The following is a 26691-nucleotide window of genomic DNA, read 5'->3' on the forward strand; positions in this document are numbered from 1 at the left end:
CCGGGGATAAACGGGTCGGGAAGAATCAGGCGGCTTGCGCCAATCGGGACAGCGGCGCCATGCCCGGCATGGCCGGCGCTTGCGGCGCGTATTCGGGAAGCAGTTCGCTCAGTTCGGAGCCGTACAGGTCGCTGAGCATGGACGGCGTCAGGTCCGCGGAAGGACCGTCATAGACCACCTTGCCGTGGCGCAGCGCTACCACCCGCGGGCAGTAGCGCAAGGCCACATCCACCTGGTGCAGCGACACCACCACCGCCACCTTGCGGCTGCGGTTGATCTGGGCCAGCGTGTCCATCACGCGGCGCGAGGATTCCGGGTCGAGCGAGGCGATGGGCTCGTCGGCCAGGATCACGCGGGCGTTCTGCACCAGGGTGCGGGCGATGGCCGCGCGCTGTTGCTGGCCGCCGGACAGCGTCGAAGCGCGTTGAAATGCGTAGTCGTCTATACCAACCTGGGCAAGCGCTTCGAGGCCTTGGCGCACTTCGCCGCGCAGGAACCAGCGCGTCAGGCTGCGCCACAGCGGCACGCGCGGCAGCAGGCCGGTCAGCACGTTGGTGATGACCGGCAGGCGGCCCACCAGATTGAATTGCTGGAACACGAAACCGATGCCGGCGCGCGCGGAACGCACGTCGCGGCTCAGGCGGCCGTCGCGCTGGATCATGCGGCCGTTGACGGCCACGCTACCCGCATCGCCCGCCACGAAGCCCGACAGGTGGCGCAGCAAGGTCGATTTGCCCGAACCCGAGGCGCCCAGCAAGGCGACCATCTCGCCGTCGGCCACTTGCAGGTTCACGCCGTCCAGCGCCTTGGCGCCGGCGTGGAAGCTCTTGCTGAGCCCTAGTACTTCGATGGCGTAAGTCATCGTTGAATCCCCATGGAATGTGTTCATGGCCGCATTCTGTTTTCGCGGCATGACAGCACGATGACCTGGGAATCGATTCATTTGGCGGAAAATAGGGACGCCGCAATGATCTGAAAGACGTTCGTCATAAATGGCCGCTTCCAGCCCCGCGCGCCCAGGTATATTGGAAATATTCCCTCACCAGCCTGGCGTTCATCATGATCAAAGGTTCCTGCCTGTGCAGCCGAGTCGCCTACGAGATCAGCGGCCCGCTTACCGACGCCCTCAACTGCCATTGCACGATCTGCCGCAAAGCGCATGGCGCCGCATTCCGCAGCCGGGCGACGGTCCAGGCCAAGGACTTCGCCTGGACGCGGGGCGAAAACCACGTCACGTGGTATTGCTCGTCCCCTGGCAGCTACCGCGGCTTCTGCGAAGCCTGCGGCACGCCCTTGCTGACCCGTTTCGATCAGACCCCGGACGTCTACGGCCTGCCGCTGGGACCGCTGGACGACGACCCCGGCATCAAGCCGGCCGCCCATTGCCACGTGGCCAGCAAGGCGCCCTGGTTCGACATCAGCGACGATCTGCCGCAATACCCCGACGCGTATGGCGCGATGGAAGAAGACCATCCGCAAGCGGTTACATAAAAACTCAACCAAGAAGTTGAATTTCTTCGGAAGAGCGGGATATATTCAACCTTATGGTTGAATCAAATCCCTCCCCCGTCCTCGATGTCGTCTTTCGCGCGCTGGCCGATCCCACGCGCCGCGACATGCTGCGCAGCCTGGCCCAGGGCGAGCAAACCATAGGCGAGCTGGCGGCGCCCCACAGCATGAGTTTCGCGGGCGCCTCCAAGCATGTGCAGGCCCTGGAACGCGCCGGCCTGGTCCGGCGCTCCATCCGCGGCCGCACGCATGTATGCAGCCTCAATCCGGAACCCATGGCCGAGGCCATGCAGTGGCTGCGCTTCTATGAACAATTCTGGTCGGGCAAGCTGGGCGCGCTGGAAGCCGCGCTCATCGCCAACCGCCCCCCGGCCCCATCTTCTGGAGAACAACATGAGTGATCACGGCGTCGTCCTGGACCCCACCTCCATCCGCTTCACGCGGATATTGCCCGCCAGCGTCGATGAGGTCTGGGCCTTCCTCACTGAATCGGAAAAGCGGGGCCTCTGGCTGGCGTCCGGGGACATGGAACTGCGCGAGGGCGGCGGCGTCACGCTGCGCTTCATGCATGCCGACCTGTCCTCGGTGGCCGAGCCCGTGCCCGAGGCCTACAAACCGTATGAAGGCGGCGTCACCACGCAAGGCATCATCACGCGCTGCGAACCGCCGCGGCTGTTGGCGTTCACTTGGGGCGGCTCCCCCGGGCATCCGTCCGAAGTCACGTTCGAGCTGTCGCCCCAAGGCCAGGAGACACGCCTGGTGCTGACGCACCGCAAGCTGTCCTCGCGCGACGGCATGGTGGACGTGGCCGGCGGCTGGCATGTGCACCTGGGCGTGCTCGAAGCCCGGCTGGCCGGCCGCGCGCCCGGCCCGTTCTGGTCCGTTCTCGGCCGGGTGGAAGAAGAATATCGGGAGCGGATCCCGTCTGGCCAGAGTCGTTGAGCAACAACTATCACGGCGCAGTGACAGATAAATACTGGCTAATCACTGCGCTTTGCAGTAACATAAGTCCGTGATTTTTCCGCAAAAACCGGGCTTCGGTCACTCTGCGTGCCAACCTGTACCCCCTGCGGGCATTGCTCCGGGCCAACCCAGGACGTGCCCGGCTTTGCCGGAACAACCCCGCCCCTGCCAGATTGGCCGCCAACCCAACCGCCGCGCGGTCTGGCAGCAAAAGATCCACCCCGCTTCTTCCGGCGATTTGCGCAAAACGCGCCGCCGCGACCAAGCCGCGCACCGCGCGCACACTACCCTCGCGGCGCGAGTATCCGTCATTTCAGACATCCGCTTCGGATGCCGTGGCCCCTACCCGCGCTTGCCCGGACGTTTTACGTTCAAACCGCTGGATCCGCTAGTCCGGGTCCGACGCGCTTGCCGCCTTGCGCGGCGTGTCTTGCCGCCGGCATGGCTGCGCGTATTGATAGGAGAAAAGAATGGCTAAAGAAGAACTCATCGAACTGGATGGCATCGTTGACGAAGTGCTGCCCGATAGCCGCTACCGCGTGAAGCTGGACAACGGCATCGAAGTCGGCGCCTACGCCTCCGGCCGCATCCGCAAGCACCGCATCCGCATCCTGGCGGGCGACCGCGTCACCCTGGAAATGTCGCCGTATGACCTGACCAAGGGCCGCATCAACTTCCGCCACAAGGACGAGCGCGGTCCCGCCCCGCAGCGTCCCCAGCAATACCGCCGCTAAGCCAGGGCCACAGGGCCGGCCCCGCGCCGGCCCCCACTCTCGCGCCAGCCCTAAACCTGGACCGCGAAATGCCGTAATGCGTGGAGCGCCCGTTCATGAAAGAATGGCGCCCTCTGCCAGGCGCGACGCCGGCAGGAATAGCATGAAGCAAGATGGACCTGACACAAGATCTGCAAGCCGCCGCTGACCAGCTTGCCCTGGCGCGAAGAAAATTCGTCAAGGGCGAGGAAGGCCTGCGCCTGCTGCACCAGTCGCGCGAGGCCTTCATCAACAGCCTGCGCAATACCGGCCTGACTTACGCCGACGCCAAGACCAAGTACGACAACTGCCTGGACGACCAGGAAGCCGAGCAGTTTCACGTGCGGCAGCAGATGGACTATGCGGAACGCGTGCACCAGCACGTGCTGCAACTGATCGCGCAGCGGGCCGCCACGGCCTGAAGGCGCGCGGGCCGGACCCGCCGCGCCTTCTCTTCCCGACAGGAATCAGGGCTTGAATGCCCCGATGAAGATAGCCGGATCGACGCGCGCGTCGTTCAGGCTGACGTTCCAGTGCAGATGCGGACCGGTCGCGCGGCCGGTCGCTCCCACCTTCCCCACCAGTCCGCCGCGCGGCACCTCGTCGCCAACTTTCACGTCGATGGCCGACATGTGGCAGAACATGCTGACGAAGCCCTGGCCATGGTCCAGGAACACCGTCTTGCCATTGAAGAAGTAATCCCCCACCAGCACCACCACGCCGGCGGCCGGCGCCTTGATCGGCGTGCCCGAGGGCACGGCGAAATCCAGTCCGGAATGCGGATTGCGTTCCTCGCCATTGAAGAAGCGCCGCAGGCCGAACGGGCTGGACAGGCGGCCGCCGTTCACCGGCCGGTCCAGCAGCAGGTTGCTGGGCGTGACGCCGGCGCGATAGGCGCGGTTGGCTGCGGCCTGCTCGGCTTGTTCGCGCTCGATGCGCTTCATGTCGTCCGGATCCGGATTGACCTGGCGCGGATTCTTCAGCGTGATGTGCTGGGCCTTGTATTCCTTGGCGCCGACCTTGAACGGCAGCGCGCGCTTGCCTTGCGCGTCCTTGACCTCCGCCTGCTGTTCGCCCGGCTTCACGCTGAGCGGGATGCCGACCACGGCGATCCACTGCTTGCCCTCTTCGCGCACCACCAGCACGCGCCGCCCCAGGAAAGTAACTTCGGGCGCGCGCTCGGCGTTGCCCAGGCCGAGGACAGCGACGCCGCCCGGCACGGGAACGTTGAGCTTGCGGCTGATGAAGCCGGCCTGCTGCGCACGGGCCGGCAGGCCCAGGCAGAGAGCGGCCGCGGCCAGGCCCAGCCGCAGGACGTCGCGACGATGATGCATGGCGTTCACAGGCACAGGTTGGCGGGCTCGATGATGCTCTGATCGCGGCGCGCGATGCGCGTGGACAGGCGCACGTCGGTCTTGCCCTTCCAGTGTATGGTCGTCAGCACGGCCTCGACCCCCAGGCTGTCTTCCTGGATCAGTTCAAAGCCGTTGCGCACCGCCTTCTGCTGGAAATTGATGCCCAGGTTCTTCCAGGATTCCGCCACGCAGGCCGTGTAGTCCTCGGGCGTGCGCTGGGTGGAGCCGTAGAAGACCGGATCGCGGTCGCGCACGTCTTTGACGTTGGCGCAGGCCGACAAGGCTGCCAGGACAGTAAGGGACAAGACGGTGCGGACCTTCATGGCGATGGGACTCTCGAACGGTGGGAGGTGAAAGGGGCGGCCAATATAACGCAGCGCCGGATCAAGCCTGCGGCGCGCGGCGGGCCGATTTGGGACGAAAGGCCGTAATGACTTCCGGCCGGGTCTCGGCGTAGGGGCCGCCGATGAGATCGATACAATAGGGGATGGCGGCGAAGATGCCCGGCACCAGCACGGCGCCGTCCTCGCCCTTCAGCCCTTCCAGCGTTTCACGGATGGATTTCGGCTGGCCAGGCAGGTTCACGATCAGGGCGGCATGGTCGGGCGTTTCCCTGATGACCGCCACCTGGCGCGACAGGATGGCCGTGGGCACGAAGCGCAGGCTGATCTGGCGCATCTGCTCGCCGAAGCCGGGCATTTCCTTGGTGGCGACCGCAAGCGTCGCCTCGGGCGTGACGTCGCGGCGCGCCGGACCGGTGCCGCCGGTGGTCAGGACCAGGTCGCAGCCGCAGCCGTCCACCAGTTCGATCAGCGTCTCCGAGATGCGTGCGGGCTCGTCGGGGATCAGCCGGTCCACCGCCTGCCAGGGCGAGGCCAGGGCGCCGCCGAGCCATTCGCGCAGTGCGGGCAGTCCCAGGTCCTGGTACGTGCCGCTGGAGGCGCGGTCGGAAACGGACACCAGGCCCACGATCAGTTCGTCGGGGTGCTTGCGGGCGATACGGGTAGAAGCGGTCATGGGCTGCGCGATCTGGGTAAGGAGCATGCGGGCGGCGCGGATGCGGCGGCGGGCGAGGTCAATCATGGAAATCCAGAAGAACCCCGCCACAGCGATGCTATCGCATTCTTTCCCTGCGGGAATCGCGGCGGCAGGCCGCGCACCGGCGCCGGCCCCTGTGGCAAAAAGGCGAATCGGCTTTGGCCCCGCTTTCCCGCGCTTGTTCCAGTCATGCCCGCTCGATAACATCCGCTAACAAACTTACCCCTATAGAGAGAGCCCCGCGCGGCATTGGTTCCCCATGTTCAAACGCACACTACGGCAGCATGCGCTGGCAGCGGCGCTGGCCCTGGCCGCGGCGGCTGCCGCCGGGTGGGGCGCCCTGCACGCCCTGGCGCTGAAGACGGAGCCGGTGCCGGCCGCCGCGCCGGGCATCTATATTCCCAACCTGGGCAATACGCTGCAGGAACAGACGCGCAACCTGTCCCGCATGAGCCAGGCCTTGCGCACGGGCGACCGGCTGGTGATCCTGGGTTCGTCCGAACTGACCAGCAACGACCTGCGTTTCGTGCCCTACCGCTACCTGGCCGACGAATTGCAGATGCCGGTGCTGGCCTACGGCCATTCGGGCTTCCAGTCGCTGGGCATGCAGCTGGTGCTGGCGGCCATGGCCGAGGACTTGTCGCCGACATCGCGCGTGGTCGTGATGCTGTCGCCGGGCTGGTTCGACGGCGAGGGCGGGCTGGGGGCGGACGAATTCAAGGAGCACGCCAATCCGCTGCTGCCCCGCCTGCTGCGGCAGCCCGAGGGCCGCGCGGAGCTGGTCCGCTGGCTGCAGGCCAAGGGCGACGCGGGCGTCGCCTGGTCGATGGCGGCCGAGCAGGCCTATGTCTTCCGCCAGCGCCTGGTCGATCTGTGGGCCCCCGCCCATGCGGCGCCCGTCCCGGAGCGCGAACGCGAGGGGCCGCCCACGGCCGCCCGGGTGGTGGATTGGGAAGCGCTGGCGGCCCAGGCGCAGGGCGCCGAACAAGCCCTGATGGGCGGCAACCGCTACGCTGTGCGCGACGAGTTCTTCAATAAATACCTGCGCAGCATTCCCGCGGGCGGCAAGACCGCCTATCAGCCGCAGCCGCTGACCGGCCGCGACGAACTGCGCGAACTGGACGCCCTGATGGCTTTGCTGCGCCAGCGCGGCGTCAATGCCCTCTTTGTCATGCAGCCGCTGCACCCCCTGGTATTCAAGGACCTGGACCGCTTCGGCCCGGTGCAGCGGGAAGTCGCGGCGCTATGCCAGCGCTACGCCATGCGCTGCATGGACATGTACAGCGCGCCCTTCGAAGTGGGGACGCTGCGTGACGTGCAGCACCTGGGAGAGCTGGGCTGGCTGCGCGTGAACCAGAAGATCGCGGAAGTTTTCTACCCATGAAGGAGGGCCGGCAATGAAACGCACCCTGTGGCTGTGCCTGCTCTACCTGGGCGTCCTGGCGGTGATGCTGATCCAGGCGGATACCTCGGCAAATCTGGGCAAACCGATGGAAATCGAGTTCCAGTATTCGAAATTCTGACCCTGGGCGGGGTCCGCTGCCCGTACTTGGTAGCCGCAAGCAACCAGTGACAGGTCACAAATCTGCAATAATCGGCTCCTCTCGCCGGAACCTCCCCCGCCTCCATGTTCGACCTCTTCCACGGCCTAGACCTCTGGGTTGGCCTCAGCCTTGCGCTGGCCCTGACATTCGTCCTGGCCTTCGAATTCATCAACGGATTCCATGACACGGCGAACGCCGTGGCCACGGTCATCTACACCAAGGCCATGCCACCGCATCTGGCGGTGGTGCTTTCCGGCATATTCAACTTCCTCGGCGTGCTGCTGGGCGGCGTGGGCGTGGCCTATGCCATCGTGCACCTGCTGCCGGTGGAACTGCTGATCAATGTGGACACAGGCCGCGGACTGGCCATGGTGTTCGCCATGCTGGCCGCGGCCATCGCCTGGAACCTGGGCACCTGGTACTTCGGCATCCCGGCATCCAGCTCGCACACGCTGATCGGTTCGATCCTGGGCGTGGGCCTGGCCAATGCGCTGATCACCGACCTGCCGCTGGCGGACGGCGTCAACTGGGGCAAGGCCATCGACATCGGCCTGTCCCTGGTGGTGTCGCCGGTGGCCGGCTTCCTGGTGGCGGGCGGCCTGCTGCTGGCGCTCAAGCGCTGGCTGCCGCTGTCGAAGATGCACAAGACGCCGGAACAGCGCCGCGCCCTCGACAACAAAAAGCATCCGCCCTTCTGGAACCGCCTAGTGCTGGTACTGTCCGCCATGGGCGTGAGCTTCGTGCACGGCTCCAACGACGGCCAGAAAGGGATCGGCCTGATCATGCTGGTGCTGATCGGCATCGTCCCCGCCAACTTCGTGCTGGACACCAACAGCACCACCTACCAGATCGAGCGCACCCGCGACGCCGCCAACCACCTGAACGTGTTCTACCAGCGCAATGAAGCCATGCTGGGCGACTACCTGGCGCTCAAGCGCGTGGACGCGACCACCGAGCTGCCGCGCAACTTCCGCTGCGATCCCGAGCTGACCATGCCGACCATCGCCGCGTTGCAGACCGATCTGCACGGCGTGTCCAATTACGCCGACCTGTCGGCCGAAAAGCGCATCTCCGTGCGCCGCTACCTGCTCTGCCTGGACGACACGGCCAAGAAGGTCGCGCGCATCGAAGGCCTGCCCGCGCGCGAACGCGCCGACCTGCAGCGCCTGCGCGCCGACCTGACGGCCACCACCGAGTACGCCCCCTTCTGGGTGATCGTGGCGGTCGCCCTGGCGCTGGGCGCGGGCACCATGGTCGGCTGGCGCCGCGTGGTGCTGACGGTGGGCGAAAAGATCGGCAAGCAGGGCATGACCTATGCGCAGGGCATGTCCGCGCAGGTGACCGCCATGGGCGCGATCGGCATCGCCAACGTCTTCAGCCTGCCGGTGTCCACTACCCACGTGCTGTCCTCGGGCGTGGCCGGAACGATGATCGCCAACAAGAGCGGCCTGCAAGGCAGCACCGTGCGCAACATCCTGATGGCCTGGGTGCTGACCCTGCCCGCCTCGATGCTGCTGGCCGCCGGCCTGTTCTGGATCGGCGTGCAGATCGCCGGCTGATGCCTTACGGCCGTGCAGGCAATCTGCACGGCCGATGCAACACTCTGGCTACCCCGCCAGGCTTCCGCCCGGCACGGCCCGCGTCTACCATGGCGCCATGGCTACCTCAAATCCCACCCTGCATTACATTTTCGACCCGCTCTGCGGCTGGTGCTACGGCGCCGCGCCGCTGGTGGAGGCGGCTCGCGCCGTGCCCGGCCTGGACATCGCGCTGCATGGCGGCGGCATGATGACGGGCGGCAACCGCCAGCCGGTCACGGACAGGCTGCGCCGCTATGTCATGCCGCATGACGAACGCATCGCCGGCCTGACGGGCCAGCCCTTCGGCGACGACTACTACGACGGCCTGTTGCGCGACGAGGGCGCGGTGTTCGATTCGGAGCCGCCCACCACCGCCGTCCTGGCCGCGCAGACGCTGGCCGGCCGCGGACTGGACCTGCTCAAGCGCATCCAGCGCGCCCACTATGTGCAGGGCCTGCGCATCGCCGATCCGGCGGTGCTGGAGTCCCTGGCGGCCGACATCGGCCTGGACCCGGAAGCCTTCCGCGCCGCCTACGCCGCCGCCCAGGGGGCCGAAACGGCCGCGCACATCGCCGCCAGCCGCAGGCTGCTGGCGCAGGTCGGCGGCAGCGGCTTTCCCACCCTGGCGCTGGAACGCGCTGGCGTCCACGAAATGCTGGAGCCCAGCCGCTACCTGGGCCGCCCCGAGGAATGGCAGGCGGACCTGCGCGCGCGCATCGGGCGCGGCTAAAGCCTGCGCCGCCGCCTCAGGCTTCCTCGATGTCCCCGTCGCGCTGCAGCGCGCGATGCATGGCCGGGCGGCCGCCCAGCCGTTCCGCATAGGCGGTGAACACGGGCGTCTCGGGCATCACCTTCACCTGCATCATGTATTGCAGGGTGCCGCCCAGCACGATATCCACCGCCGAAAACCTGTCGCCCAGGAAAAACGGCCGCGCCTGCAAGACCCGGGTCAAAACCTGCTCGACTTCGTCGGCCGACCCCCAGCCCAGCGCGCTGCCCGGGTGCGGCGTCTTGAAGGCGCGTTCGGCCATGGCAGGCTCGAACACGCCGGTGGAATACGCCAGCCAGGTCAGATAGGGACCGCGCAGCGGGTCGCCCACGAGCGGACCCAGGCCGGCTTGTGGGAACAGATCGGTCAGATAAAGGGCGATGGCCGGCGTTTCGAAGACCGGCACGCCGTCATGCACCAAGGCCGGCACCTTGCGGTGCGGATGGATGTCGATGTAGTCCGAGGGCATATGACCCGCGCCGTCGCTGCCGCGGATGGACACCATCTCGGTGTCATAGGGCACGCCCAGTTCTTCAAGCAGCCAAAGTATCCGGAACGACCGCGAGCGCGGCGCGTGATAGAGCGTAAGCATGGTCGGTCTCCCTGGAAGTCCGACCATTTTGCTCCGCGGGCGTTACGCCGCCAAGGCCAGCAACACCCCGTATCCGGCCATGCCCAGCAGCACCGCGACGCCGGCATTGCTGACCAGGCGCGCGGCCACGGCAGTCACGACCAGGCCGCCGACGTAGGGGCCGATGTTCGCCGCCTGCTCGCCAGCGGCCAGCAGGTCGGGCACGATCACCGCCGCCGCGATCCCGGCCAGCAGCGACGGCCCCAAGGCGGCCAGCGCCGAGCCCTCGCGCGACAGGTGGCGCAGCAGACGGCTGCGCTCGGACAGCATGAAAGGCAAGGCGCGCGTCAGATAGGTGATGGCCGCCATGGCGATCACCGCCCCCCAGAAACCCAGTCCGTCGGTGTTCATGCGGACCTCCGCAGGCGATAGGCGGCGCAGCCGATGACCGCGCCGGCCAGGATGGCGAGGCTGGTATGGCCCAGCGCGGCCACGACGCCGGCGCCCGCCACCGCCGCCATGATGGGCAGGCCCATGCCCCGCTTTGCGCTCTGGCACACCAGGGCCATGAACAACGCGGGCAGCGCGAAGCGCATCACCTGGGACAGCATGGGGTAGTGGCGTTCCAGCCCGTCTCCCGCATAGACGCCGACGGCGGTGCCAGCGATCCAGGTCAGCCAGGCGCCCAGACCCAGCGCGATCATCCAGCGCTGGCGGCCCGCGGGCTCCACGGCCTGCAGGCGGTTGAAGGCCGTGGCAAAGACTTCATCGGTAAGCAGGAACGCGACCTTCAGGCGCTGATTCAGCGCCGCGGGCAGGAAGCGCGACAACAGCGGACCGTACAGCAGATGGCGGGCATTAAGCAGCGAGCACAGCGCCACCACCCACAGCCACGGGGTGCCGGCCTTGATGGAAGCGAGCAGCAGGAACTGGCTGGCGCCGGCGTACACCAGCACGGAAATCAGCACCACTTGCAAGGGCGACAGGCCCGCCGCCACGCCGGCGATGCCGAAGGTCACGGCCACCGGGAAGTAGCCGATCATGACGGGCAGGCAGGATTTCAGGCCATCGATGCGGGCGCTGCCCGCAAGAGCGGGCGCGGGCGCGGGGGCAGGAGGTGTCTGCAAGGGTTTTCGCTGATGTCGTTCCACAACCAGCTAGTTTACCCATCCGCGCACCGCCGTTACTTGCCTTCCAGGCCCAGCGCGCGCAGTTGCGCCTTCAGGCGACGGACTTCCTGGCTCAGGTCCAGGATCAGCGCCGCCGCGTCCAAGCCCGCGCCATAGTCCCGCAACAGGCGGCGGGCGTCCAGCGCCCGCTGCAAGTCGGCGCTGTAGAAGCGCCATTCGGCGGGCCCCTGGCCGCTGGCGGTGACGATGCCGACCTCGACCAGGCGCACGACCCATTCGACTTCCTCGCCGCAGGCGCGGGCCAGATCGTCGGCGGAAAGCGGCCGGGACTTGCCCACGACAGTGGCGGTGGTGACGACTATTTTTTTCATGGTCATACCCCCAGGTGACGCCGCGGATTGAAGGGCAGGTCCTGCTGCAGCTTGCGGTAGGCCTCCTTGGCCGCCTCGCTGTCAGCGGGCGGCAAGACCAGGTCCAGCACCAGGTAGAGGTCTCCCGGCGGATCGCCTGGAATGCCGCGTCCGCGCAGGCGCAGCTTGCGGCCGTTGGCGGACCCCGCGGGGATCGCGACTTCGACCGTACCGCCCGGCGTGGGCGCATGCACGCCGGCGCCCAGCGCGGCTTCCCAGGGCGCCACCGGCAGCGTCATGTAGAGATCGCGGCCGTCGGCGCGGTAGCGCGGATGCGGCTTGAAGCGGACTTCCAGATAGAGGTCGCCGTTCTCGCCGCCGCCATAGCCCGGCATGCCCTGCCCGGCCAGCCGGATGTATTGGCCTTCGCGCACGCCTGGGGGAATGCGCACGCTGAGCGTACGGGTCTGCATATGCGGGCGGCCCTGCTCGTCCATCTGCATGGAACGCAGGCTGATGTCGCGCGTGGCGCCCTTGAGCGCATCTTCGAGGTCCACCTCGATCGCGGCGTGGTGGTCCTCGCCGCGCGCACGGAACTCCTGTTGCTGCTGGGCCCCGCCCCGCCGGCTGCGGCCGCCGAACAGCGAGGAGAAGAACTCGCTGAACTGCGCCTCGTCGCCGGGCGCGGCGCCGCGATGGAACTCGAAGCCTTCGTCCCAGCCGGGCGGCGGCTGGAAACTGCCCTCGGGCGATACGCCGGCGGCCAGATTGTCGTAGGCCAGGCGCTTTTCCTTGTCGCGCAGCACGTCGTAGGCTTCGTTGACATCGCGCATGCGCGTTTCGGCGTCGCTTTCCTTGCTGACGTCGGGATGGTATTTGCGGGCGAGCTTGCGGTAGGCGCGCCGGATGTCGTCTTCGGAGGCCTCCCGCTCCACCCCCAGAATGCTGTAGTAGTCCTTGAACTCCATGTGCAGCCCTTGGCAAAGCGTTGCGGCCGCCTCCGGTTGCGCCGGGTTCGGCCTGGGATATCAAGAAGATAGGGGTTATGGGACGATTTTTCAATGCGCCTTGTCAGGCTTTTGGCATCGCGCATAATGTCCGGTTGGCGCCCCAATGCGCCAACCCCGAACACGGCAAGCCCACAGGAACAGATCGTGCTGGAAATCATCGACGCAGACTTCAACAACCCCGAACACGGCCGCCAGGTGCTGGCCATGCTGAACGAGTACGCCAGCGGCCCCATGGGCGGCAATGCTCCGCTGCCCGACTACGTGCAGCAGAACCTGATCGCCGAACTGGCCCGCCGTCCGGCCGCTCGCGCGCTGCTGGCCCGCATCGATGGCGAAACCGCCGGCGTGGCGGTCTACCTTGAGGGCTTCTCCACGTTCTCCTGCCGCCCGCTGCTCAATCTGCACGACCTGGGCGTGGCGGAAAAATTCCAGGGCCGCGGGGTGGGCACGGCGCTGCTGTCGGCGCTGGAAGACCGGGCGCGTGATCTGGGCTGCTGCAAGATCACGCTGGAAGTGCTGGAAGGCAACGCGGTCGCCCAGGGGCTGTACCGCAAGCTCGGTTTCGAAGGCTATGCCCTGGACGAAACCACCGGCCGCGCCATGTTCTGGCACAAGAAGCTGCCCGCGCTGGCGTAGTATCCATTCCATGCCGGACGCCGTCGCGTCCGGACCACGACGCAGGATTCACAATGAAGATGAGCAACATCCCCTTTGGCACCACCGACTGGTCCGAGGTGGAACGTACCGAACACGCCGGCGACACCGGCATGGCCTATTGGCGCACCCGGCAATTCGGCGACCTGCGCGTGCGCATGGTCGAATACACGCCGGGCTACCTGGCCGACCACTGGTGCAGCAAGGGCCACATCCTGTTCTGCCTGGAAGGCGAACTGCACACTGAACTGGAAGATGGCCGGCAGTTCGTGCTGACGCCCGGCATGAGCTACCAGGTCGCGGACCAGGCCGAGCCGCACCGCTCGTCCACCGCCGTCGGCGCCAAGCTCTTCATCGTCGACTGAGGCCCCGGCGCGACAGGCCGGCCGCAGATGCGTTACGCTTTGAAGTAGCTGCGGCCTATCGCCGCCGCGCATGCCATTACCCGTCCGACTGGAGACTAGATTTTGGGCGCCCCGCTTACGCTATTCGTCGATTCCCTGTTCCTCAGCCCCTACGCCATGTCGGCCTATGTGGCGCTGACTGAAAAACAGCTGCCGTTCGAGGTGCGCCCCATCGACCTGGAAGCGGGTGAGCAACGCATGCAGCCTTACCAGAGCCGCGCGCTGACCTCCCGGGTGCCGGCATTGACGCACGCGGACTTCAGCCTGACCGAATCCAGCGCCATCACCGAATACCTGGAAGACGCCTTCCCCGCTCCCGCACATGCCGCGCTGTATCCGCGCGACGTGCGCCAGCGCGCCCGCGCCCGCCAGTTGCAGGCCTGGCTGCGCAGCGACCTGGGCGCGCTGCGCCAGGAACGCCCGACCGAAACCGTGTTCTACGGCGCCGCCGGCCTGCCGCTATCGGATGCCGCGCACGCCGCCGCGGCCAAGCTCATCCACGTGGGCACCCATCTGCTGGGGACGGGCCGGACCTCGCTGTTCGATGAATGGAGCATCGCGGATACCGACCTCGCCGTCATGCTCAAGCGCCTGTTCCAGGACGACCTGCCAGACGCCCTGCGCGCCTATGCCGATGCCCAGTGGCAGCGCCCCTCCGTCCAGAAATGGCTGGAGCACAACGCCGCCGCGCGCGCCTGACCCGAGCGGGAGCCGCGATGCAACTGCTGGATCACGTCTCCATCGCCGTTTCCCGCCTGGACGCCGCACGGCCGTTCTACGACGCCATCATGCAGGCGCTGGGCGCGGCCAAGGTCTATGACCGCCCCGACGCGCTCGGCTACGGTGAACGCTGCCAGGCCGGCCGCAGCCAGCACAGCTACCTGTCCGTTTTCGCCGACGACGCCGCTGCACCGGCCGCGCGCCGCCACTGGTGCTTCAAGGCGCCCAGCCGCGCCGCGGTCGACGCATTCCACGCCGCTGGCCTGGCCCATGAGGGGCGCGATGACGGCGCCCCGGGCTTGCGCCGGCATTACCACCCCCACTACTACGCCGCTTTCCTGCTGGACCCTTCGGGTAACCGCATCGAAGCAGTCTGCCACGACCCGGTTTGAACCGTCGCCCGGCGGCCCGGCTCTAAAAGGGGACGGGAAGATCAGTGCCATTTGACCTGCGTCAAGACCCATGATGTTGCACCGCAACATCAGTTGCGGTGTAATGGAGAGGTCAACTCGGCCGGTTCCACTCGGAATCGGCGCGGCGGTTCGCCGCCGCAAGCAACCTACAGGAGATCGCCATGGCCGGATCCGGCAACGATCGCGTACCCGCCCCGCCCTTCAACCCCTGGACGGCCGCCTACGAATACGCAGTGGACGCCTGGCAGCGCGGCGTGCTTTACGCCGATGTGATGCGCCAGCGCGGCAACCAGTACCACGAGCACATGGCCAAGCGCGCCCCGAATGTGCTGAGCATGGAATCCGAACTGGTGATGGACGGCCGCTGCCTGCCGCGGCCCGTCAACTACGGCCTGCTGCGCATCAAGCCGCCCGAAGGCGTGGAAACCGATCCCATCAAGCGGCCCTTCCTGGTGGTCGACCCGCGCGCTGGACACGGCCCCGGCATCGGCGGCTTCAAGCCCGAGAGCGAGATCGGCGTGGCGCTGCGCGCCGGCCACCCCTGCTACTTCGCCACCTTCCTGCCGCAGCCCATGCCGACGCAGACCGTCGAAGACGTGATGATGGCCGAGGCCCGCTTCCTCGAGGAAATCATCGCGCTGCACCCCAACGCCGAAGGCAAGCCGGTGGTGGTGGCCAATTGCCAGGCGGGCTGGCAGATCATGATGACCGCCGCGGTGCGGCCCGAACTGTTCGGCCCCATCATCGTGGCCGGCGCCCCCCTGTCGTACTGGGCCGGCTGGCGCGGCATGAACCCCATGCGCTACGCCGGCGGCCTGTTGGGCGGCAGCTGGCTCACCGCCATGACCAGCGACCTGGGCGACGGCAAATTCGACGGCGCCTGGCTGGTGCAGAACTTCGAGAACCTAAATCCGGCCAACACGCTGTGGTCCAAGCAGTACAACCTGTACGCCAATGTCGACACCGAGGCCAAGCGCTACCTGAGCTTCGAGAAATGGTGGGGCGGCCATGTCTTCCTGAACGGCCCGGAAATCCAGTACATCGTCGACAACCTGTTCGTGGGCAACCGCCTGGCCACCGCCGGCCTGGTGACCTCGGACGGAATCCGCATCGACCTGCGCAACATCCGCTCGCCCATCGTGGTGTTCTGCTCCAAGGGTGACAACATCACGCCCCCGCCGCAGGCGCTGGGCTGGATCCCCGACCTGTACCAGGACGAATCCGAAGTGCTGGCGCATGGCCAGACCATCGTCTATGCCGTGCACGAAAGCATCGGCCACCTGGGCATCTTCGTGTCCGGCAGCGTGGCGCGCAAGGAGCACCAGGAGTTCACCTCCAACATCGACATGATCGACGTGCTGCCGCCGGGCATCTATCAGGCGGAAATCGCCGACAAGACGCCCGACACGCCCAACGCCGACCTGGCTTTCGGCAATTACGTGCTGTCGTTCGAGCAGCGCAGCCTGGACGACGTGCGCGCCATCGTCGAGCGCAATGAAGAGGACGACCGCCGCTTCGCCGCCGTCGCCCGCATTTCGGACATCAACCTGGGCATGTACCGCAGCTTCGTGCAGCCCTGGCTGCGCGCCCTGGTCACGCCGCAGTCGGCGGAATGGTCGCAGCGCCTGCATCCGCTGCGCCTGCCCTATGAATTGATCTCCGACCGCAATCCGGCCATCGCGCCCATCGCGCAGGTCGCCGAGCAAGTGCGCGAGCATCGCCAGCCGGCCTCGCCCGCCAACCCCTTCCTGATGGCCCAGGAAATGTTCTCGAACCTGATCGAGACCAGCCTGAACATCTGGCAGGAGCTGCGCGATTCCGCCGACGAGCGCACCTTCATGGGCGTGTACGGCTCCCCCCTGGTGCAGGACCTGGCCGGCCTGGGCGCGCGCTCCGGCCCGCCGCGCAAGCACCCGGGCGTATCGCCCGAACACCGCCGCTTCATGGAAGAGCGCGCCGCGGAACTGCGGTCGCTGATGCTGGAAGGCGGCCTGCGCGTCGCCGCGATCCGGATGCTGCTGTACGTGTCGGGTGCCGAAGGCGGCCTGGACGAACGCAGCTATGCGCTGATCCGCAAGATGCGCGCCGAATCCGACACCGCCCTGTCGCTGCAGGAATTCAAGGACATCATCCGCGACCAGGCCTTGCTGATGACCCTGGACGCGGCCGGCTCGATCCAGGCCATACCGCAGCTGCTGGAGCACGCGCCGGCCCCCGCGATCCGCGAGACGCTGGACACCATGAAACACGTGCTGGAAGCCGCCGAGCCCCTGAGCGAGGCCGCCCGCATCAGCCTGGACGAGATGGAACGCCTCTTCGAGTATGCCGAGCGTCGCGCGCAGAAGCGCGACGAGGCGTTGCAACCGGCGCCCAAAAAGACGCCGGCCGTGACGCGCAAATCGGTGCGCGCGGCGGCGGCCAGGCACGAGTCCCCCTCGGCCGCGGCCCAGCCTGCCGTTCCGGTGCGCGCCAAGCGCAGCGCCTCGGCCAAGCCCGCCGCGCGTCCCGCGCGCAAATCCGCCAAGGCAAAATCCGAATGACGCTGCCACCCTCGACCCATTACGACAAGCTCATCGCGCGCGCGCAGACGCTGGCGCCGGCGCATTGCGCCATCGCCCACCCCTGCGACGAACCCTCGCTGTCGGCCGCGCTCGAAGCGCGCGACCTGGGCCTGCTCAAGCCTATCCTGGTGGGCCCGGAGCAGAAGATCCGCGCCGTCGCCGCCGAGCACAAGCTGAACCTGGGCGACGCCCGCATCGTCGACGCGCCGCACAGCCACGCGGCGGCCGAATGCGCCGTCGCCCTGGTGCGCAGCGGCGAGGCCGAGCTGCTGATGAAAGGCAGCCTGCACACGGACGAACTGATGCATGAAGTGGTGGCGCGCAGCACCGGGCTGCGCAGCAGCCGGCGCATCAGCCACGTCTTCATCATGGAAGTGCCGACCTACGCGGAGCCGCTGTTCATCACCGACGCCGCCATCAACATCTTCCCGGACCTGGAAACCAAGGCCGACATCATCCGCAACGTGATCGACCTGCACCACGGCCTGGGCCTGGGCGAGCCGCGCGTGGCGATCCTGTCGGCGGTCGAGCAGGTCAACCCCAGCATCCCCAGCACCATCGAAGCCGCCGCGCTATGCAAGATGGCCGACCGCGGCCAGATCTCAGGCGGGCTGCTGGACGGCCCGCTGGCGCTGGACAACGCCATCAGTCCCGACGCCGCCCGCATCAAGGGCATCCGCTCGCCGGTGGCCGGCGTAGCCCAGGTGCTGGTCGTGCCTGATCTGGAAGCCGGCAACATGCTGGCCAAGAACCTGACCTTCCTGGCCAACGCCGAAGCGGCCGGCATCGTGCTGGGCGCGCGCGTGCCCATCATCCTGACCAGCCGCGCCGACAGCCCGCGCTCGCGCCTCGCATCCTGCGCGGTGGCCGCGATCTACGCGCACCACCTGGCCCAGCAACAAGCCCGTCCGCTAGCCTGAAGCACCACACGCAACCCGGAATCACAGCGCCATGACCGATACCATCCTCGTCATCAACGCCGGCAGTTCCAGCATCAAGTTTTACCTGTACGACATCGACGGCGCGCAGGAGCTGGCCCCGCGCCTGGGCGGCCAGCTCGAAGGCATAGGCACTTCGCACCCCAAGCTGAAAGTGCGCGACGCCGCCGGCCAGACCCTGGTCGAACGCGAGATCGCGCCCAGCCACGCGCCCGACGTGCCCAACGGCCAGGAAGTCGTCGGCACCTGGCTCAGCGGCCACCTGGGCGGCGCGCCGCTGGCCGTGGGCCACCGCGTGGTGCACGGCGGACCCGACCTGTCCGAGCCGGTACTGATCGACGATGCCATCCTGGCCAAGCTCGACACCTTCACGCCGCTGGCGCCGCTGCACCAGCCGAACAACCTGGCGCCCATCCGCGTGATCCGCGAGCGCCGCCCCTGGATCCCGCAAGTCGCCTGCTTCGACACCGCGTTCCACCGCAGCCATTCCGACGTGGCCGACCGCTACGCCCTGCCGGAACGGCTGTACCAGGAAGGCGTGCGCCGCTACGGCTTCCATGGCCTGTCCTATGAGTACATCGCGCAGCGCCTGCGGAAGGCGCTGCCGGACATCGCCGGCGGCAAGATCATCGTGGCCCATCTGGGCTCGGGCGTTTCCGCCTGCGCCATGCACCACGGCAAGAGCGTGGACAGCACCATGGGCTTCACCGCGCTGGAAGGCCTGCCCATGGGCACCCGCCCCGGCCGCCTCGACCCAGGCGTGGTGCTGTGGATGATGGAACGCGGCATGAACCACGATGAGATCGAGCACCTGCTCTATCACGATTGCGGCATGAAGGGCCTCTCCGGCATCAGCAACGACATGCGCGAACTGCTGGCCAGCGACGCCCCCTCGGCCAAGCTGGCGCTGCAGTACTTTGCCTGGCGCGTGGCCGAGGGCATGATAGGCCTGGCCTGCGCCATGAACGGCGTGGACGGCATCGTCTTCACGGCGGGCGTGGGCGAAAACTCCGCCGAGATCCGCCAGGCCATCAGCGAGCACTGGGGCTGGCTGGGCATCAAGCTGGACCCTGAACGCAACGCCCGCCACGGGCCGCGCATCTCCAGCGACGACAGCCGCATCGGCGTCTACGTGGTGCGCACCAACGAAGAACTGATCATCGCCCAGCACACGCTGGCGCTGGTGAAGCAACGATGAGCGCGGCACTGCCGCTGGCCGGCAAGCGCGGCCTGGTGACCGGCATCGCCAATGCGGACTCGATCGCCTGGGGCTGCGCCAAGGCCTTCCGCGCCCTGGGCGCGGAGCTGGCCGTGACCTACCTGAACGACAAGGCCCTGCGCCATGTGGAGCCGCTGGCCCGCCAGGTGGAAGCGCCGCTGCTGCTGCCGCTGGACCTGACGCGCGCAGGCCAGTTGGAGGCCGTGTTCGACAGCGTCGCCGCCGAATGGGGCCAGCTGGATTTCGTGCTGCACTCCATCGCCTTCGCGCCGCGCGACGATCTGCACGGCCGCGTGACCGACTGCTCGCGCGAGGGCTTCCTGCAGGCCATGGACCTGTCCTGCTGGTCCTTCATCCGCATGGCCAAGCTGGCCGAGCCGCTGATGCGCAAGGGCGGCGCGCTGTTCTGCATGAGCTATTACGGCTCGCAGATGGTGGTCGAGCACTACAACATGATGGGGCCGGTGAAGGCCGCGCTGGAATCCGCCACCCGCTATCTGGCGGCGGAACTGGGTCCGCAGGGCATACGCGTGCACGCGATATCGCCGGGGCCGTTGAAGACGCGCGCCGCTTCGGGCATCGCCGAATTCGACGCGCTGCTGGACCGGGCCCAAGCCAAGGCCCCCACGCGCAGCCTGGTGTCCATCGACGACGTGGGCGAAGCCACCGCCTGGCTGGCCACCGACGCCGCCCGCCGCATGACCGGGCAGACGATATACATCGACGGCGGGTATCACATCATCGACTAGCCGGGGGCGCCTAGCCGGGCGCCTGACCGGAGCTCCCTAGCCCAGCGCCGCGGGCGGCGCCTGGCGCCAGCGTTCGATCGCTTCCACCGCCTGTTCGGGGCTGCCAAAAATCTTTTCGCGGCCAATCTTCTTGACCAGGCCGGAACGTTCCAGCGCGGTGCGGAACTGGCCGTGTCCGCCCGCCACCAGCAGCGTAATGCCACGCTCATCCAAGGTGTGCTTGAGCTCGTACAGCGCCTCGACCGCGTCGGCGTCGGCCTGGGTCATGGCCTCGGCGTCCAGCACGAACCAGCGCACGTCGCCCGCCTGCTCGATGATCTCGCGCGCGCGCCGGCGGAAGGCATCGGCGTTGAAGAACCACACCGAGGACTCGAACAGCCAGATCACCGCGCCCGGCACCGGCTGCGCCTCGGGATTCAGGTGCAGCTTGCCCAGCACCGTTTCCCCGGGGAGCCGGCCCAGCAGGGCATCGCGCGGATTGCCGGACACGTACATCGCATACAGCAGCGTGGCGCCCACCGACACCGCCACGCCTTGCAGCACACCAAAGCCCACCACGCCCACCGCGGCCAGGATGCCGAACGCCAGCTCGATGCGCGAGATGCGGGCCAACCGCATGAAGGCGTGCCCGTCGAACAGGCTGATGGCGGCCAGCAGCAGAATGGCCGACAACACGGCCTGCGGCAGCCAGTACAGCGGTCCGCTCAACAGGCCCACCACCACCGCCAGCGCCGCCGCTGCGGTGACGCTGACCAGCGGCGAGGAACCGCCGGCCACCAGTCCCACCGCCGTGCGCGAATCCGCGCCGGTCACCACGAATCCCTGGAACAGGCCCGCCGCCATATTGGCCGCGCCAAAGCCCACCAGCTCGCGGTTGGGATCAACGTGTTCGCCCGTGCGTGCGGCAAAGCTGCGCGCCGTCACGATGCCGCTGGAAAAGCTGACCACCAAGACTCCCGCCGCGCCCAGCAGGATGCCGTCCAGGCCCTCCAGCCGCACCGGCAGGCTCAGCGCCGGCAAACCGGCGGGCACCTCGCCCACCACCGCGATACCCAGCCCGGGAAAATTGAACAGCCACGACAGCAGGCAGGCCAGCACCACCAGCAGGATGGGCCCAGGCCAGGTCGGCCGCCAGCGCTTCACCGCCACCAGCAGCGCGCAGGATGTCAGGCCCAGGATCAGCGTCGGGATCTGGATTTCGGGCAGGCGCCGCGACAACTCCAGGAAGGGATGCACCAGGCCGCTGTTGCGCAGGCCCACACCGGTCAGGCCGCTCAGCTGCGACAGGGCCAGCGTGATCGCCACCCCCGCCATGTAGCCGATCAGCACCGGCCTCGACAGCAGGTTGGCCAGCACGCCCAGCCGCAAGGCACGCGCGATCAGGCAGCCCACACCCACCGTCAGGGCGATGCCGGTGGCAGCCACCAGCCGGTCTTCCGGCGTGGTCAGCGCCATCCCGGTCAGGGTGGCCGCGATCAGGGTGCAGGTGGCCGTGTCCGGCCCGACGATCAAGGTGCGTGAAGAGCCGAACAAGGCGTAGCCCAGCATCCCGGCGATGGCCGCCCACAGGCCGGCCACGGGCGGCACGCCCATCATGGCCGCGTATGCCAGGCCCACCGGCAGCGCCACCGCCGCCACGCTCAGGCCGGCGGTGACGTCGCGCCGCGCCGATTCCCGGGTGATGCCGCGGAAGTTGTTGAGGCCGGGAATGAAACGTAAGTTCATGATGCTGCGAGGGAAAATCGGGGAGGAAGCGCGCTCGGAGCGGCTGTTTGCGCCAAGGCTACACCAAGCCAGCCGAACCGGGGCGGCCGCCATCAAATAGCGTGCGTGAAAAAGCCGCCCCATCGGGGCGGCTTCGGCTTTGCGGGGCAAACCGTTTTACTTGGCGTAGCGGGCTTCCAGCACGGCCACGGCGGGCAGGGTCTTGCCTTCCAGGAATTCCAGGAAAGCGCCGCCGCCGGTCGAGATGTAGCCGACCTGTTCGCCAATGCCGTACTTGGCGATGGCGGCCAGCGTGTCGCCACCGCCGGCGATCGAGAAGCCTGCCGATTCGGCGATCGCGCGCGCCACCACTTCGGTGCCGTTGGCGAACTGGTCGAACTCGAACACGCCCACGGGACCGTTCCAGACGATGGTGCCGGCTTGCTTCAGGATCTCGGCCAGCTGCGCCGCGGTCTTGGGGCCGATGTCCAGGATCATGTCGTCGTCGGCCACGTCTTCAGCCGCCTTGACGGTGGCTTCGGCGTCGGCGCCGAACGCCTTGGCGCACACCACGTCCACCGGAATCGGCACGGCCGCGCCGCGCTGCTTCATGATGTCGATCACGGCGCGCGCCTGGTCGACCTGGTCGGGTTCGGCCAGCGACTTGCCGATGGACAGGCCGGCGGCCAGCATGAAGGTGTTGGCGATGCCGCCGCCCACGACCAGCTGGTCGACCTTGTCGGCCAGCGACTGCAGGATCGACAGCTTGGTCGACACCTTGGAGCCGCCCACGATGGCGACCAGCGGGCGCTTGGGTTCGTGCAGCGCGCGGCCCAGGGCATCCAGTTCAGCGGCCAGCAGCGGGCCGGCGCAGGCCACGGGCGCAAAGCGCGCGATGCCATGGGTGGTGGCTTCGGCGCGATGGGCGGTGCCGAACGCGTCGTTGACGTAGACGTCGCACAGCGCCGCCATCTTCCTGGACAGCGTCTCGTCGTCTTTCTTCTCGCCGACGTTGACGCGGCAGTTTTCCAGCAGCACGACCTGGCCGTGATCGACCTGGACGCCGTCGACCCAGTCGCGCACCAGCTGCACGGGCATGCCCAGCAGCTCGGACAGGCGCTGGCCGACCTTGGCCAGCGAATCGGCGTCGGTCAGCACGCCTTCCTTGGGACGGCCCAGGTGGGAGGTGACCATGACAGCGGCGCCGGCGTCCAGCGCCATGCGGATGCCGGGCACCGAGGCGCGGATGCGGGTGTCTTCGCTGATGCGGCCGGCGTCGTCGAACGGCACGTTCAGATCGGCGCGGATGAACACGCGCTTGCCGGACAAGGCGCCGGACTTGGCCAGCGCGGACAGAGTGTTGACCTTGGACATATTTGGATTCCTACGATGGGCGTACAAAGGGGACGAACCCATTTTCCGCACTCGCGGAAAACAAATCCGTCCCCTCTATGGACTAGCCGTATTGCTTACTTGGCCGACATCAGCGCGACGGTGGTGTCGAGCATGCGGTTCGAGAAGCCCCACTCGTTGTCGTACCAGGACGAGACCTTGACCAGACGACCCGAAACCTTGGTCAGCGACGCGTCAACGGTGCTGGAGGCCGGGTTGTGGTTGTAGTCCACCGAAACCAGGGGCTCGGTGTTGTAGTCCAGGATGCCCTTGAGCTCGCCTTCCGAGGCGGCCTTCAGGATGCCGTTCACTTCTTCGGCGGTCGTGTCGCGGCTGGCCACGAACGACAGGTCGACCAGCGACACGTTGATGGTCGGAACGCGGATGGCGTAGCCGTCCAGCTTGCCGTTCAGTTCCGGCAGCACCAGGCCCACGGCGGCGGCGGCGCCGGTCTTCGTGGGGATCATGCTCATGGTGGCCGAACGCGCGCGGCGCAGGTCTTCGTGGTAGACGTCGGTCAGGACCTGGTCGTTGGTGTAGGCGTGGACGGTGGTCATCAGGCCGTTTTCCAGGCCCAGCTTGTCGTTCAGCGGCTTGACCAGCGGGGCCAGGCAGTTGGTGGTGCACGACGCGTTGGAGATGACGGTGTCGGTAGCCTTCAGCACGCCGTGGTTGACGCCGTACACGATGGTGGCGTCAACGTCCTTGCCGCCGGGGGCCGAGATGATGACTTTCTTGGCGCCGCCCTTGATGTGCGCGCCGGCCTTTTCCTTGGTCGTGAAAAAGCCCGTGCACTCCAGCACCACGTCGACCTTCAGCTCGCCCCAGGGCAGCTCGGCCGGGTTGCGGTTGGCCAGCACGCGGATCTTGTCGCCATTGACGACCATGAAGTCGCCGTCGACTTCGACGGTGCCCGGGAACTTGCCGTGGGCGGTGTCGTAGCGCGTCAGGTGGGCGTTGGTCTTGGGATCGCCCAGGTCATTGATGGCGACGATTTCGATATCGTGCTTCTTGCCACCTTCGTAGTGGGCACGCAGGATGTTGCGGCCGATGCGACCGTAACCGTTGATGGCGACGCGAATAGTCATGACTGAGCTCCTTTTTACAAAACTTGCTTGACGGTCTCGGCCACCTTGTCGGCGGTCAGCCCGAAGAACTTGAACAGTGCGCCGGCAGGCGCGGATTCACCGTAGCGGTCGATGCCGACGACGGCGCCTTCCAGGCCCACGTACTTATGCCAGAAGGCGGTGATGCCGGCTTCGACGGCCACCCGCGGCAGGCCCTTGGGCAGCACGGATTGCTTCCAGGCGGCGTCCTGGCGGTCGAACACGTCGGTGCTGGGCATGGAGACCACGCGCACGGCGACGCCTTCCTTGGCCAGCTGCGCCTGCGCATCCAGCGCGATGGCGACTTCCGAGCCGGTGGCGATGATGACGGCGCGGGCGCCTTCGGCATCGCGCAGCACATAGCCGCCGCGGGCGATGGCCTCGACGGTGGCGGCGTCGCGCGGCACGAACGGCAGGTTCTGGCGCGACAGCAACAGGGCCGTCGGGCCGCCGTCGTGCACGTCCATGCCGATGCTGGTCGGGCGCGTCACGGCCGCGTTCCAGGCCACGGCGGTTTCGGCCGTATCGCAAGGACGCCACAGGGACAGGTTGGGAATCAGGCGCAGGCTGGAGGCGTGTTCGATCGACTGGTGAGTCGGGCCGTCTTCGCCCAGGCCGATCGAGTCGTGCGTGAACACGTGCACCACGCGCTGCTTCATCAGCGCGGCCATGCGGATGGCGTTGCGCGAGTAGTCGGAGAACGTCAGGAACGTGCCGCCGAACGGCAGGTAGCCGCCGTGCAGGGCCACGCCGTTCATGATGGCGGCCATGCCGAATTCGCGCACGCCGTAGTTGATGTGGCGGCCGAACTGGATGCCCTTGTCGCCGGCGCGGACGGCGGCAACGCCCTTCCAGTCGGTGAAGTTGGAGCCCGTCAGGTCGGCCGAGCCGCCCAACATTTCCGGCAGCAGCGGAGCCAGCGCGGTGATCGCAAACTGCGAAGCCTTGCGGGTAGCGACGGTTTCGGCCTTTTCCAGCGTGGCGTCCAGGAACGCCTTGAACTGTTCGGCGTAACCGGCGGGCATTTCGCCCTTCATGCGGCGCGTGAATTCGGCGGCTTCGGCGGGGAATTCGGCGGCGTAGGCGTCAAATGCCGACTGCCATTCAGCCTGGGCGGCGGCGCCCTGCTTGCGGCCATCCCAGCCGTCGTAGATGTCTTGCGGAATCTGGAACGGTTCCGACGACCAGCCCAGCGCGGCGCGGGTGGCGGCGATTTCGTCCTTGCCCAGCGGCGCGCCGTGCACATTGTGCGTGCCGGCCATATTGGGCGAACCCTTGCCGATGACGGTGCGGCAGACGATCAGCGTCGGCTTTTCCGATTGCTTGCGCGCGGCCTTGATGGCGGCGTCCACGGCCGCGACGTCATGGCCGTCCACGCCGCGGATCACGTTCCAGCCGTAGCCTTCGAAGCGCTTGGCGGTGTCGTCGGCGAACCAGTGTTCGACGTGGCCGTCGATGGAAATGCCGTTGTCGTCATACAGCACCACCAGCTTGCCCAGCTTGAGCGTGCCGGCCAGCGAGCAGACTTCGTGCGAGATGCCTTCCATCAGGCAGCCGTCGCCGGTGAAGGCGTAGGTGTGATGATCGACCAGAGTGTGGCCGGGCTTGTTGAACTCGGCGGCCAGCAGCGCTTCGGCCAGCGCCATGCCCACGGCATTGCCCAGGCCCTGGCCCAGCGGGCCGGTGGTCGTTTCCACGCCCGGGGTGATGCCCACTTCGGGGTGGCCCGGCGTCTTGGAATGCAGCTGGCGGAAATTCTTCAGTTCTTCGATCGGCAGGTCGTAGCCGGTCAGGTGCAGCAAGGCGTAGATCAGCATCGAGCCGTGGCCGTTGGACAGCACGAAGCGGTCGCGGTTGGCCCAGGCGGGATCCTTGGGATTGTGACGCAGGTTGCCGGCCCACAAGGCCTGGGCGATTTCCGCCATGCCCATGGGAGCACCCGGATGCCCGGAGTTCGCTTGTTGCACGGCGTCCATCGCGAGGGCGCGGATGGCATCCGCCAAGGCAAGTTTAGGGGCGGTCGGATTGCTCATTCGGAAGGCTCTTTGAAGCTGGCGGGCCTACGATCGAAATAGGGGCCAGTTGAGTAGGTTGCGAAGCATGGGATTTTAGCATCCAGGGGTTTCCCCGACGCCATCGGCCAGATGGCGGCCCCGTGCTAGGCTACTGACCCGAGAACAAGCGCCCCCAAGCCGGGCCCGCTGCGCCGGCCAGCTGCCCCCAAGGAGCGTTTTTTGCCTTGAAAAGGCCCGGCGGCAAG

The 26691-nt window shown here is 67.4% G+C and carries 30 protein-coding genes; 17 read left to right on the top strand and 13 right to left on the bottom strand.

Annotated features, from left to right (window positions below; all coding sequences use genetic code 11):
• Positions 1-25: 25 nt before the first annotated feature.
• The gene (phnC, locus tag IPU70_RS05255) at positions 26-862 is read right to left on the bottom strand and encodes a phosphonate ABC transporter ATP-binding protein (RefSeq protein WP_013395699.1); all 837 of its coding nucleotides are present in this window, start codon (positions 860-862) and stop codon (positions 26-28) included.
• 197 nt (positions 863-1059) lie between these two features.
• Between phnC and IPU70_RS05260 the strand changes: the two genes are divergently transcribed.
• The 5 genes from IPU70_RS05260 to IPU70_RS05280 all read left to right on the top strand — a co-directional run bounded on the left by IPU70_RS05260 (position 1060) and on the right by IPU70_RS05280 (position 3646).
• A complete protein-coding gene (locus IPU70_RS05260; protein ID WP_013395700.1) occupies positions 1060-1491 on the top strand; it encodes a GFA family protein in 432 nt (143 codons plus the stop codon).
• Between the two features lie 53 nt (positions 1492-1544).
• A complete protein-coding gene (locus IPU70_RS05265; RefSeq protein ID WP_207465526.1) occupies positions 1545-1910 on the top strand; it encodes a helix-turn-helix transcriptional regulator in 366 nt (121 codons plus the stop codon).
• Positions 1903-2451 (top strand): SRPBCC family protein, encoded by a 549-nt coding sequence (locus tag IPU70_RS05270; RefSeq protein WP_207465527.1) that lies wholly within the window; start codon positions 1903-1905, stop codon positions 2449-2451. The genes IPU70_RS05265 and IPU70_RS05270 overlap by 8 nt, the downstream gene beginning before the upstream one ends.
• Positions 2452-2942: 491 nt before the next feature.
• Positions 2943-3206, top strand: coding sequence for a translation initiation factor IF-1 (gene infA / locus IPU70_RS05275; RefSeq protein ID WP_207465529.1), 264 nt, complete (start codon positions 2943-2945; stop codon positions 3204-3206).
• 152 nt (positions 3207-3358) lie between these two features.
• Complete coding sequence (locus IPU70_RS05280; protein ID WP_207465531.1) at positions 3359-3646, top strand: hypothetical protein; 288 nt, start codon at positions 3359-3361, stop codon at positions 3644-3646.
• A gap of 45 nt (positions 3647-3691) precedes the next feature.
• Here the strand turns inward: IPU70_RS05280 and IPU70_RS05285 are convergent, their stop codons facing one another.
• The 3 genes from IPU70_RS05285 to mog form a co-directional block, all read right to left on the bottom strand.
• Positions 3692-4558 (bottom strand): peptidoglycan DD-metalloendopeptidase family protein, encoded by an 867-nt coding sequence (locus IPU70_RS05285; protein WP_013395705.1) that lies wholly within the window; start codon positions 4556-4558, stop codon positions 3692-3694.
• Between the two features lie 5 nt (positions 4559-4563).
• Positions 4564-4902, bottom strand: coding sequence for a hypothetical protein (locus IPU70_RS05290; RefSeq protein ID WP_013395706.1), 339 nt, complete (start codon positions 4900-4902; stop codon positions 4564-4566).
• 61 nt (positions 4903-4963) lie between these two features.
• Entirely contained in the window at positions 4964-5596 is a 633-nt protein-coding gene (gene mog, locus IPU70_RS05295; RefSeq protein WP_207465990.1) for a molybdopterin adenylyltransferase, read from the bottom strand.
• A gap of 280 nt (positions 5597-5876) precedes the next feature.
• On the opposite strand from mog, the gene IPU70_RS05300 reads away from it, so the two are divergent.
• The 4 genes from IPU70_RS05300 (at position 5877) to IPU70_RS05310 (ending at position 9471) form a co-directional block, all read left to right on the top strand.
• A complete protein-coding gene (locus IPU70_RS05300) occupies positions 5877-7001 on the top strand; it encodes a D-alanyl-lipoteichoic acid biosynthesis protein DltD (RefSeq protein WP_207465533.1) in 1125 nt (374 codons plus the stop codon).
• Between the two features lie 13 nt (positions 7002-7014).
• Positions 7015-7140, top strand: coding sequence for a hypothetical protein (locus tag IPU70_RS32960; protein ID WP_006222760.1), 126 nt, complete (start codon positions 7015-7017; stop codon positions 7138-7140).
• A gap of 104 nt (positions 7141-7244) precedes the next feature.
• Positions 7245-8720, top strand: coding sequence for an inorganic phosphate transporter (locus IPU70_RS05305; protein WP_013395710.1), 1476 nt, complete (start codon positions 7245-7247; stop codon positions 8718-8720).
• A 97-nt stretch (positions 8721-8817) separates the two neighbouring features.
• Complete coding sequence (locus IPU70_RS05310) at positions 8818-9471, top strand: DsbA family protein (RefSeq protein WP_207465535.1); 654 nt, start codon at positions 8818-8820, stop codon at positions 9469-9471.
• Positions 9472-9487: 16 nt separating this feature from the next.
• Here the strand turns inward: IPU70_RS05310 and IPU70_RS05315 are convergent, their stop codons facing one another.
• Genes IPU70_RS05315 through IPU70_RS05335 form a run of 5 tightly spaced genes read right to left on the bottom strand, consistent with a single transcriptional unit; the run spans position 9488 to position 12529 of the window.
• The gene (locus IPU70_RS05315; protein WP_207465537.1) at positions 9488-10102 is read right to left on the bottom strand and encodes a glutathione S-transferase family protein; all 615 of its coding nucleotides are present in this window, start codon (positions 10100-10102) and stop codon (positions 9488-9490) included.
• Positions 10103-10144: 42 nt separating this feature from the next.
• Complete coding sequence (locus tag IPU70_RS05320) at positions 10145-10492, bottom strand: AzlD domain-containing protein (protein WP_207465539.1); 348 nt, start codon at positions 10490-10492, stop codon at positions 10145-10147.
• A complete protein-coding gene (locus tag IPU70_RS05325) occupies positions 10489-11208 on the bottom strand; it encodes an AzlC family ABC transporter permease (protein ID WP_207465541.1) in 720 nt (239 codons plus the stop codon). Before IPU70_RS05325 ends, IPU70_RS05320 begins: the two co-directional genes overlap by 4 nt.
• Before the next feature lie 56 nt (positions 11209-11264).
• Positions 11265-11582, bottom strand: a complete 318-nt coding sequence (locus IPU70_RS05330) for a chaperone modulator CbpM (protein ID WP_207465543.1) — start codon at positions 11580-11582, stop codon at positions 11265-11267.
• 2 nt (positions 11583-11584) lie between these two features.
• Positions 11585-12529, bottom strand: a complete 945-nt coding sequence (locus IPU70_RS05335) for a DnaJ C-terminal domain-containing protein (protein WP_207465544.1) — start codon at positions 12527-12529, stop codon at positions 11585-11587.
• Between the two features lie 186 nt (positions 12530-12715).
• On the opposite strand from IPU70_RS05335, the gene IPU70_RS05340 reads away from it, so the two are divergent.
• The 8 genes from IPU70_RS05340 (at position 12716) to fabI (ending at position 20229) form a co-directional block, all read left to right on the top strand.
• Positions 12716-13207 (top strand): GNAT family N-acetyltransferase, encoded by a 492-nt coding sequence (locus IPU70_RS05340; RefSeq protein WP_207465546.1) that lies wholly within the window; start codon positions 12716-12718, stop codon positions 13205-13207.
• Between the two features lie 53 nt (positions 13208-13260).
• On the top strand, positions 13261-13590 hold the full coding sequence (locus IPU70_RS05345) for a DHCW motif cupin fold protein (protein WP_013395717.1): 330 nt from the start codon (positions 13261-13263) through the stop codon (positions 13588-13590).
• 102 nt (positions 13591-13692) lie between these two features.
• Positions 13693-14328: a glutathione transferase gene (gene yfcF / locus IPU70_RS05350; protein WP_207465548.1), complete on the top strand. Its 636-nt coding sequence runs from the start codon at positions 13693-13695 to the stop codon at positions 14326-14328.
• Positions 14329-14345: 17 nt separating this feature from the next.
• Positions 14346-14741 (top strand): VOC family protein, encoded by a 396-nt coding sequence (locus IPU70_RS05355; protein ID WP_207465550.1) that lies wholly within the window; start codon positions 14346-14348, stop codon positions 14739-14741.
• Positions 14742-14923: 182 nt separating this feature from the next.
• Positions 14924-17302, top strand: coding sequence for a DUF3141 domain-containing protein (locus IPU70_RS05360; protein ID WP_207465552.1), 2379 nt, complete (start codon positions 14924-14926; stop codon positions 17300-17302).
• Positions 17299-18243: a phosphate acetyltransferase gene (locus IPU70_RS05365; RefSeq protein ID WP_207465554.1), complete on the top strand. Its 945-nt coding sequence runs from the start codon at positions 17299-17301 to the stop codon at positions 18241-18243. Before IPU70_RS05360 ends, IPU70_RS05365 begins: the two co-directional genes overlap by 4 nt.
• 31 nt (positions 18244-18274) lie before the next feature.
• Positions 18275-19459 (top strand): acetate/propionate family kinase, encoded by a 1185-nt coding sequence (locus IPU70_RS05370; protein ID WP_207465556.1) that lies wholly within the window; start codon positions 18275-18277, stop codon positions 19457-19459.
• The gene (fabI, locus tag IPU70_RS05375) at positions 19456-20229 is read left to right on the top strand and encodes an enoyl-ACP reductase FabI (protein WP_207465558.1); all 774 of its coding nucleotides are present in this window, start codon (positions 19456-19458) and stop codon (positions 20227-20229) included. Before IPU70_RS05370 ends, fabI begins: the two co-directional genes overlap by 4 nt.
• A 36-nt stretch (positions 20230-20265) precedes the next feature.
• Here the strand turns inward: fabI and IPU70_RS05380 are convergent, their stop codons facing one another.
• The 4 genes from IPU70_RS05380 to tkt all read right to left on the bottom strand — a co-directional run bounded on the left by IPU70_RS05380 (position 20266) and on the right by tkt (position 26464).
• Positions 20266-21954 (bottom strand): SulP family inorganic anion transporter, encoded by a 1689-nt coding sequence (locus IPU70_RS05380; RefSeq protein WP_207465560.1) that lies wholly within the window; start codon positions 21952-21954, stop codon positions 20266-20268.
• Positions 21955-22110: 156 nt separating this feature from the next.
• Complete coding sequence (locus IPU70_RS05385) at positions 22111-23307, bottom strand: phosphoglycerate kinase (protein WP_013395725.1); 1197 nt, start codon at positions 23305-23307, stop codon at positions 22111-22113.
• 95 nt (positions 23308-23402) lie between these two features.
• Positions 23403-24413 (bottom strand): type I glyceraldehyde-3-phosphate dehydrogenase, encoded by a 1011-nt coding sequence (gene gap / locus IPU70_RS05390; RefSeq protein WP_013395726.1) that lies wholly within the window; start codon positions 24411-24413, stop codon positions 23403-23405.
• Positions 24414-24427: 14 nt separating this feature from the next.
• A complete protein-coding gene (tkt, locus tag IPU70_RS05395) occupies positions 24428-26464 on the bottom strand; it encodes a transketolase (protein WP_207465562.1) in 2037 nt (678 codons plus the stop codon).
• Between the last annotated feature and the right edge of the window lie 227 nt (positions 26465-26691).

The sequence above is a fragment of the Achromobacter sp. SD115 genome (genome assembly GCF_017355315.1).
Classification (GTDB): domain Bacteria; phylum Pseudomonadota; class Gammaproteobacteria; order Burkholderiales; family Burkholderiaceae_B; genus Achromobacter; species Achromobacter xylosoxidans_B.